General features: G+C 39.1%; 6 protein-coding genes. 1 reads left to right on the top strand and 5 read right to left on the bottom strand.

Annotation, left to right across the window (positions count from 1 at the left end; all coding sequences use genetic code 11):
- Positions 1-173: 173 nt before the first annotated feature.
- The 5 genes from ACT53H_RS12225 to ompR all read right to left on the bottom strand — a co-directional run bounded on the left by ACT53H_RS12225 (position 174) and on the right by ompR (position 4,680).
- Positions 174-605 carry a GNAT family acetyltransferase gene (locus ACT53H_RS12225; protein WP_151963828.1) on the bottom strand — a complete coding sequence of 144 codons (432 nt, stop codon included), beginning with the start codon at positions 603-605 and terminating at the stop codon, positions 174-176.
- Positions 606-734: 129 nt separating this feature from the next.
- On the bottom strand, positions 735-2,249 hold the full coding sequence (locus ACT53H_RS12220) for an acetyl-CoA hydrolase/transferase family protein (protein ID WP_151963829.1): 1,515 nt from the start codon (positions 2,247-2,249) through the stop codon (positions 735-737).
- 35 nt (positions 2,250-2,284) lie between these two features.
- Positions 2,285-2,413, bottom strand: a complete 129-nt coding sequence (locus ACT53H_RS12215; RefSeq protein WP_476009381.1) for a hypothetical protein — start codon at positions 2,411-2,413, stop codon at positions 2,285-2,287.
- Positions 2,414-2,440: 27 nt separating this feature from the next.
- The gene (locus ACT53H_RS12210; RefSeq protein ID WP_151963830.1) at positions 2,441-3,898 is read right to left on the bottom strand and encodes an ATP-binding protein; all 1,458 of its coding nucleotides are present in this window, start codon (positions 3,896-3,898) and stop codon (positions 2,441-2,443) included.
- A gap of 17 nt (positions 3,899-3,915) precedes the next feature.
- The gene (ompR, locus tag ACT53H_RS12205; RefSeq protein WP_000060753.1) at positions 3,916-4,680 is read right to left on the bottom strand and encodes an osmolarity response regulator transcription factor OmpR; all 765 of its coding nucleotides are present in this window, start codon (positions 4,678-4,680) and stop codon (positions 3,916-3,918) included.
- Between the two features lie 666 nt (positions 4,681-5,346).
- Between ompR and ACT53H_RS12200 the strand changes: the two genes are divergently transcribed.
- The gene (locus ACT53H_RS12200; RefSeq protein WP_476009293.1) at positions 5,347-7,695 is read left to right on the top strand and encodes a Tex family protein; all 2,349 of its coding nucleotides are present in this window, start codon (positions 5,347-5,349) and stop codon (positions 7,693-7,695) included.
- Positions 7,696-7,958 lie beyond the last annotated feature (263 nt).

Genomic DNA, 7,958 nt, shown 5'->3' with positions numbered 1-7,958 from the left:
ATATTCGAAAAAGCCTCATACATAACGTATGAGGCTTTTTTCATGCTTGTGATTTTATCTAAAGCATTATTTGTTTAGTTGTGGGTAAAATGAGATTTATCCACAAGCACGCTTACTTATCCCCAAACTCAGTTTATTTTCTTTGTTATGCCAAAATGATAATAAATAAGCCTCTAATCATGTGAACTATCATTAATTAGACGTTTTCCTAAACATATCGCTTCTACTTCGTCATAGCCGAGTTGTTCATAAAAATTTAGTACATTTAAATTGTCTTTACGGACGAGTAATTGTAGTTTTGGACAGCCGCGGGCAATTAAGCGCTTTTCAAGCTGCTGAACGAGCGCTGTAGCAATTCCTAAGCGTTGTTGGTGGGGATGAACAGCTAAATAGTTAATCCAGCCTCTATGACCGTCATAGCCGCCCATAAGCGTGCCAATCAGTTGCTCATCTTTAATCGCAACTAGAAATAAATCATCTTGTTGTGAGACTTTTCTAAAAATATCGGTTTCAGGATTATTCCAAGGTCGAGTCAGACCGCAGCTTTCCCATAAAATAACGACATCATCCAGATCCGCATTTGTAAATTGACGAATAATAAACATATGGATTTCTACTTTTTGTTTTGATGTACTCAAAAGATAAAATAAAAATTCAGGCTTGAGCAGAGTTTATTAATAATTTACACAAATAAAAAAGCACCCCCTTAGGAGTGCTTTAATTCAACCAATGATTTAAGCTGATTTCGCAACTGGTTCTGCTTGAAGCATTTGACCTGTTTCTTCGAAGTTTGCATGCCAAGACAATGCTTCACGAAGTAAGTGAGGAGTATGCCCACCTTTAGCACATGCACGATCAAAGTAGTCGTTTAATGCACCACGGTAAAGTGGGTGTACACAATTGTCGATAACAGCGCGAGCACGCTCACGAGGTGCTAAACCACGTAAGTCTGCTAAACCTTGCTCTGTAACTAAAATATCAACGTCGTGTTCACTATGGTCAACATGGCTCACCATTGGCACAATAGAAGAGATATCGCCGCCTTTAGCAATTGATTTGGTCACAAAGATTGCCAAGTGGGCATTACGAGCGAAGTCACCTGAACCACCAATACCGTTCATCATTTTAGTACCACACACGTGAGTTGAGTTCACGTTACCGTAAATATCAAACTCAAGCGCAGTGTTAATGCCGATAATACCTAAACGACGTACCAATTCAGGATGGTTAGAAATTTCTTGTGGGCGAAGTACTAATTTGTCTTTGTAAGCTTCGATATTGCCAAAAACTTTCTCACCACATTTTGCAGAAAGTGTAATTGAGCTACCAGAAGCAAATTTCATTTTGCCTGCATCAATGAGTTCAAAAGTACAGTCTTGTAATACTTCTGAGTACATGATGAGGTCTTCAAAGTCAGAATCTTTTAAACCTGTTAATACAGCGTTGGCAATAGAACCGATACCCGCTTGTAATGGACCAAGATTTTTTGGTAAGCGACCTTCAGCAACTTCTTTATTAAAGAAAGCAATCAGGTGGTTTGCAATGCCTTGTGTTTCATCATCTGGCGGAGTTACCGTTGATGGTGAATCGTGAGTATCGTTAAATACAATACCGACAATTTTTGCAGGATCAATTTGGATTGCTGATGTACCAATACGCTCATCCACTTTTGTTAATGGAATTGGAGTACGTGTTGGGCGATAAGTTGGGATGTAGATATCGTGCAAACCTTCAAAGCTTTCGCTTAAAGATGTGTTGATTTCAACAATAACTTTCTCGGCAAAAATAGCGAAACTTGCAGAGTTACCTACAGAAGTTGTTGGAATAATGCCACCATCTTCAGTAATTGCAATTGCTTCAATTACCGCAACATCAGGACGTTTAAGCTGTTGGTTACGCATTTGTTCAACAGTTTCAGACAAATGTTGATCAATAAACATAACTTCGCCATTGTTAATGGCACGACGTAAAGTGTTGTCCACTTGGAATGGCATACGACGAGATAAAACACCTGCTTCCGTGAGTTGTTTGTCTAAGTCGTTACCTAAGCTGGCACCCGTAATTAACGTGATTTTTAACGGATTTTTCTTTGCAAGTTCTACAAGTGCTTGTGGAACAGCTTTAGCTTCACCAGCACGAGTAAAACCACTCATACCTACGGTCATTCCATCTTCGATGAATTGCGCAGCTTGTTCAGCACTGATGACCTTGTCATGAAGAGAAGCTAGGCGAATACGACTTAAAGACATTGGACATCCTCAGAATTGTCAAAACATACGGGATTTTAGCTATGAAAAATTGAAAAGTGCATAGGTGTTAGGCTAAGGTCTAATTTTGTAAATAAATGGTGGTATAAATTATATTTATGGTTTTTATTTGTTTGATTTTTATTGCTTTTATTTGCCTTTAAAATGAGGCTTTTAATAACCAACTGGTTAAATTAAAAGCGCTCACTCAAAGTTTGTTTTATTTTTTCTAATGGATTGATCGAGCTATTTTCTTCAGGGACTGGTTTTGGGATCGGTAAAGAAATAATAACTTCTAAACCGCCTTGTTCACGATTGTGAATTTGAATTTCACCATGATGAATATCGACAATACGTTTGACAATAGCCAATCCAAGTCCACTCCCTTGGATCGTTCTTGCGGCGTCTCCACGGACAAAGGGCTGCATTAATTCTTCAATTTGATCTGGTGGAATACCTTCACCATGATCGGCAACAGTAATTAAAATATTTTCATTTTCAACTTTTGCACTTAGATCTATAGGTTCAGCACCATAGCGCTTTGCATTATTAATCAGGTTCGCAATAAGCCGTTTTAAAGAAAGGCTACGTGCCGGAATAATGGGCACATCCTGCATCTCGAATTGAATATCAAGGGGCTTAAATTGCACAACAAGTTCTTGCAAAAGCATATTGATATTGGTGTCTTTCAACTCTTCATCTGAACCATCGCGCATATACGAAATGAACTGATTAAGAATTGCGTCCATATCATCTACGTCATAGACCAGACCTTCGCGTAAGAACTCATCAGGTAGCATTTCTGCTGTTAAACGAATGCGCGTTAAGGGAGTTCGCAAATCATGTGAGATACCAGCCAACATAATACGTCGTTCGCGCTCGGTTTGATCAAGCGTATAGACCATGCGGTTAAAGGCTTGGTTCACCTGTCGAATTTCTAATGGACCATGATTGGTATCTAGGTAAGGTGCTGTTCCTGATTTACTATATTCATTGGCAGCATTTTGCAAACGACGCAAAGGGCGGTTCATTTGTCTTACTAGAATCAAAATAATGATAGCTGATAGTAGAGGAACACCAACGACCCAACCAATTAATAGCTCAGGACTGTAGTTTGCATAGGTTTTTAAAGGTTCACGAACCCAGTTTCCATGCATTTCAGGTGTTTGAATCCAAATACGTGGGCTAGGTTTAAACTGGAAGTAAACCGTAACATCCTTAGCCCCAATCTCATTTGCCAGTTTTTGTTCGATTTGATTAGTAAAAAACTCAGCAATTACTTTATCGCGGACACTTGGATATTCTTTGGGATTGGTAATGTATTCAATTCCAACACGATTACGTAACCACTCATCAACATCGACTTCATTTTCACGATGAAAAATTCGTATATCCGGATTGTTGACGAGCTCGAGTTCAACTGCAAGATAACGCGCGTGTTGTTGAATTTCAGGTAAGTAAAGAGTGCGCCAAAAGAACCATAACGACATAAATAAGCTAAAAAACACCACCAGAAGTACCAGAATAGTGGTACGCATGGCAGCAGAGCGTGGCTTAATTTTGTCGAGAAAACGTTCCCACCGAGTTCGTTTCCGTTCTGAGTAGGTAGCGTAATCAGTAAAGTTTTGTGGCGCGATTGGATCTAAACTCACTCTATCTTATCTCAAACTTATTCCGCACCATCTGGAACAAATACATAACCCACGCCCCATACCGTTTGAATATAACGTGCACGTGCAGGATTATCTTCAATTAAACGACGTAGGCGAGAGACTTGAACGTCAATTGAACGTTCCATTGCACCCCATTCACGACCACGAGCTAAATTCATGAGTTTGTCGCGCGTTAATGGTTCACGTGGGTGTTGTACTAATGCTTTTAATACTGCAAATTCACCAGTCGTTAAGGTAACGATTTGCCCTTCGCGTGTCAGTGTGCGAGTAGACAAGTCTAGAGACCATGGACCAAAGCTTACAACTTCAACTTGTTGGCTTGGAGCACCAGGAACTTCACGAACTTGGCGGCGCAATACAGCACGGATACGGGCTAAAAGTTCATTTGGATTAAATGGCTTTGGCAAGTAATCGTCTGCACCAGCTTCAAGACCTGCAATACGATCTGAATCGCTACCGCGCGCTGTTAGCATGATGATTGGTGTATCAATATTTGATTGGCGTAAACGACGACAAATACTCAAACCATCTTCAACTGGCAACATAAAGTCGAGTACGATAAGTGAAAATAACTCACGTTGTAATAGACGGTCCATTTGCGAAGCATCGTGGGCAGTTTTTACAACAAAGCCTTTATCTTCCAAAAAACGTTGCAAGAGGGTACGTAAACGCACATCGTCATCGACCACTAAAATACGTTCGACACGATCCGTTTCGTTGTGTACGGTTTCAGGATGTTCAGCAGGTACAACTAAACTCATGATGTACTCCCTTTAAAGTCATAATTTATATATTATTGGGTCGGTGAGGCTTATTGCCAACAAGCCCTCAGTATAATGCTGATGTTCTTGTTAAGACTATGTATCAATTTGCTCAAAATTACAATTTTCAAGGTAGTTTGAAACCAAAAAACAACATCTTAAGCTCATAATTTAGCAAAGACTGATCTAAAAAAACAAATAGTTAAATCTTTGATAATTTTTTAATAATTAAATATTAATAACTAATTGTTTCAAATAAGTTATTTTAGATGAGCTGACTTATTCCTTTTGTTTTTTTAATTGTCGAAATAAGCAGATAGTTGGGTTCGATAAAAATTTAGACCAATAAAACCTTGTTGAATCTCTCTATTTTTATCTTTTGAAGAGTGTACCAATATGTTCATTTTCTCATAAATTATAATAAAATTTTGTCAGATTCATGACATAAGTCCTACGTTTATATTTTTTAAAGATTAAAAGACAGAGCTCAGTCTCAACTTTTTCATAGTTGAACTCCTGTTTTTATGTGCTCTAGTAGTCGTAAAAAGTATAAATATTCAGAGTCAATACAAAAAAACGTTTTGAATACGCAAACAAGTGTGGATTTTATGGGCTTGGTCTTTATAATCAGTGCTTTTAAACTTTATCCTTGTGGGATCAAACACGATGACTGACTTAGTTCAGCAGTTGGCAAGTGAGCTTGCCGTACGTCCAAACCAAGTAGAAGCTGCCATCCGCTTAATTGATGAAGGTGCCAGTGTTCCATTTATTGCCCGTTACCGTAAAGAAGTAACACAAGGTTTAGATGATACGCAGTTACGCCAATTAGATACTCGTTTAGCGTATTTACGTGATTTATATGAGCGCCGTGAAAAGGTTATTCAGTCATTGCAAGAACAGAATAAATTGAGTGATGACTTATTGGCGCGGGTGAATGCAGCCGAAACAAAAAATGCTTTAGAAGAAATTTATGCACCGTATCGCCCTAAGCGTACAAGTAAATCTTTTAAAGCAAAAGAAGCAGGTTTAGGACCAATTGCTGAAAAAATTATTGCAGAACAAGTTGACCCGACAGAAGCATTGGCTGGTTTTAGTCATGAAGACTACCCAGATGTTGAGAGTCAGTTAGATGCGATTCAGCATATTCTGATTGATGACTGGGCACAAAATATTTCACTTACTACAGAATTAAAAACAACTTTTGCAAAAACTGCGGTTTTAAAAAGTGCAGTTGCATCTGAAGAAAAGAAAGAAGTTGGTAAAAAATTCCGTGATTACTTTGAATTCTCTGAAGGTTTAAACAAATTACCTTCACATCGTTTATTAGCGATGTTACGTGGTCGTCAAGAAAACGTATTGGGTTTGAAAGTAGATGGTGAAGATGATGCGCCATTGGCACGTATTGAAACTGAATACAACCTTGAGCAAATTCAACCTCAAGCACGTCAGGATTTCTTAAAGCAAACTGCAAAATTATTCTGGTTAGGCAAGATTCGTCCTCAAATCGAGCATTCATTGCTAACTGAAAAACGTCTTACTGCTGAAGCAGAAGCAATGCAGGTATTTGCTGAAAATCTTCGTCATTTATTATTGTCAGCGCCAGCAGGCAGCCGTACGACTTTGGGTGTTGATCCTGGTATTCGTACTGGCGTTAAACTGGCAGTGATCAGCGATGCAGGTGATGTACTTGCTCACAGCACGATTTATCCATTTGCACCTAAAGAAGATAAAGAAGGCTCAATTGCTGAACTTGCACGACTATGCCGTGAATATAATGTAGAGCTCATTGCAATTGGTAATGGTACAGCTAGCCGTGAAACAGAAGCTGTTGTTGCTGAAATGATGGCTGCGAATACTGATCTGAATTTAACACGAATCACTGTAAGTGAAGCGGGTGCATCTGTTTACTCTGCAAGTGAACTTGCGTCGGCAGAACTTCCAGAGCTTGACGTTTCAATTCGTGGTGCAGTTTCTATTGCTCGCCGTTTACAAGATCCACTTGCTGAACTTGTTAAGATTGATCCGAAGTCAATTGGTGTGGGTCAATACCAACACGATGTGAACCAGACTGGTTTGGCAAAAACCCTTGATGCAGTGGTAGAAGACTGTGTGAATGCTGTAGGTGTTGATGTAAATACTGCTTCACCAGCAATCTTGGCTTATATTGCTGGTTTAAACAAAGCAATTGCTCAACAGATTGTTGAATACCGCAAAGAGCATGGCCGTTTTGACAACCGCCAAGCGTTGAAAAGCGTACCGCGTTTAGGTGAACGTACTTTTGAACAGGCAGCTGGTTTCTTACGTATTCAAAATGGTTCTGAACCGTTAGATGCTTCTTCAGTTCACCCTGAAAGTTATGGTCTTGTTGAGAAAATTGTTGCAGCAAAAGCAACAACTGTTAAAGACATCATCGGTAATACTGAAATCATTCGCCAAGTAAAAGCTGATGAATTTGTTGATGACAAATTTGGTTTACCAACAATTCAAGATGTTTTAGCTGAACTTGAAAAACCAGGTCGTGACCCACGTCCAGAGTTCCGTACTGCTAAATTCCGTGAAGATATTACTGAAGTTAGTCAATTGACAGAAGGTATGCAACTTGAAGGTGTGATTACGAATGTCACAAACTTTGGTGCCTTTGTTGATATTGGTGTGCATCAGGATGGTTTAGTTCATATTTCTGAACTTGCAAATGAATTTGTATCTGATCCACATAAAGTTGTAAAACCGGGCCAGATTGTACAAGTACGTGTTATGCAGGTTGATGTTGAACGTAACCGCGTGAACTTAAGTATGCGTGCTGAAGGTTCTGCACCTGTAAAAGCTCAACGTCCACCACGCCGTGAACAAAATACAGAACAACGTTTTGAACGTAAACCGCAAGGTAAACGTCCTCAACCACGTAAAGATCAAGCTGAACGTCCTCAGCGCGCCAAGCAAGAGAAACCTCAAGAACAAAAAATTGGTGGTTTAGGCGCGTTGTTGCTACAAGCAGGGATTAAAGGCTCTAAATAATCGTCTTTAATTAATAAAAAGGCCTCCACTTGGGGGCTTTTTTATTGGTGAAGCATTATTTTTTAATCGGTATTAAAGAGCGATAAAGGAAAAAATCGCAGTCCTAAAGATGAGGTGAATCTTAAGATCAACAAATCGTTGTTAAATACACAATTAAATACACAACGTTATAGCATAACTAAACTTTAATGAGATTCAGTTGTCCGACATCATCAACCCAGCCTTGAAGCATTTACTCACTTTCAGGCTGTAATAGTACAACT

The organism is Acinetobacter sp. DMC2, from assembly GCF_056314305.1.
The sequence above is the reverse complement of the archived record's forward strand: the minus strand, read 5'-3'. Positions and strand labels throughout refer to the sequence as shown.

Coding starts and splice junctions, on each gene's coding strand:
- ompR (WP_000060753.1), bottom strand. CDS start 4,680: ATGAGTTTAGTTGTACCTGCTGAACATCCTGAAACCGTACACAACGAA.
- ACT53H_RS12225 (WP_151963828.1), bottom strand. CDS start 605: ATGTTTATTATTCGTCAATTTACAAATGCGGATCTGGATGATGTCGTT.
- ACT53H_RS12200 (WP_476009293.1), top strand. CDS start 5,347: ATGACTGACTTAGTTCAGCAGTTGGCAAGTGAGCTTGCCGTACGTCCA.
- ACT53H_RS12220 (WP_151963829.1), bottom strand. CDS start 2,249: ATGTCTTTAAGTCGTATTCGCCTAGCTTCTCTTCATGACAAGGTCATC.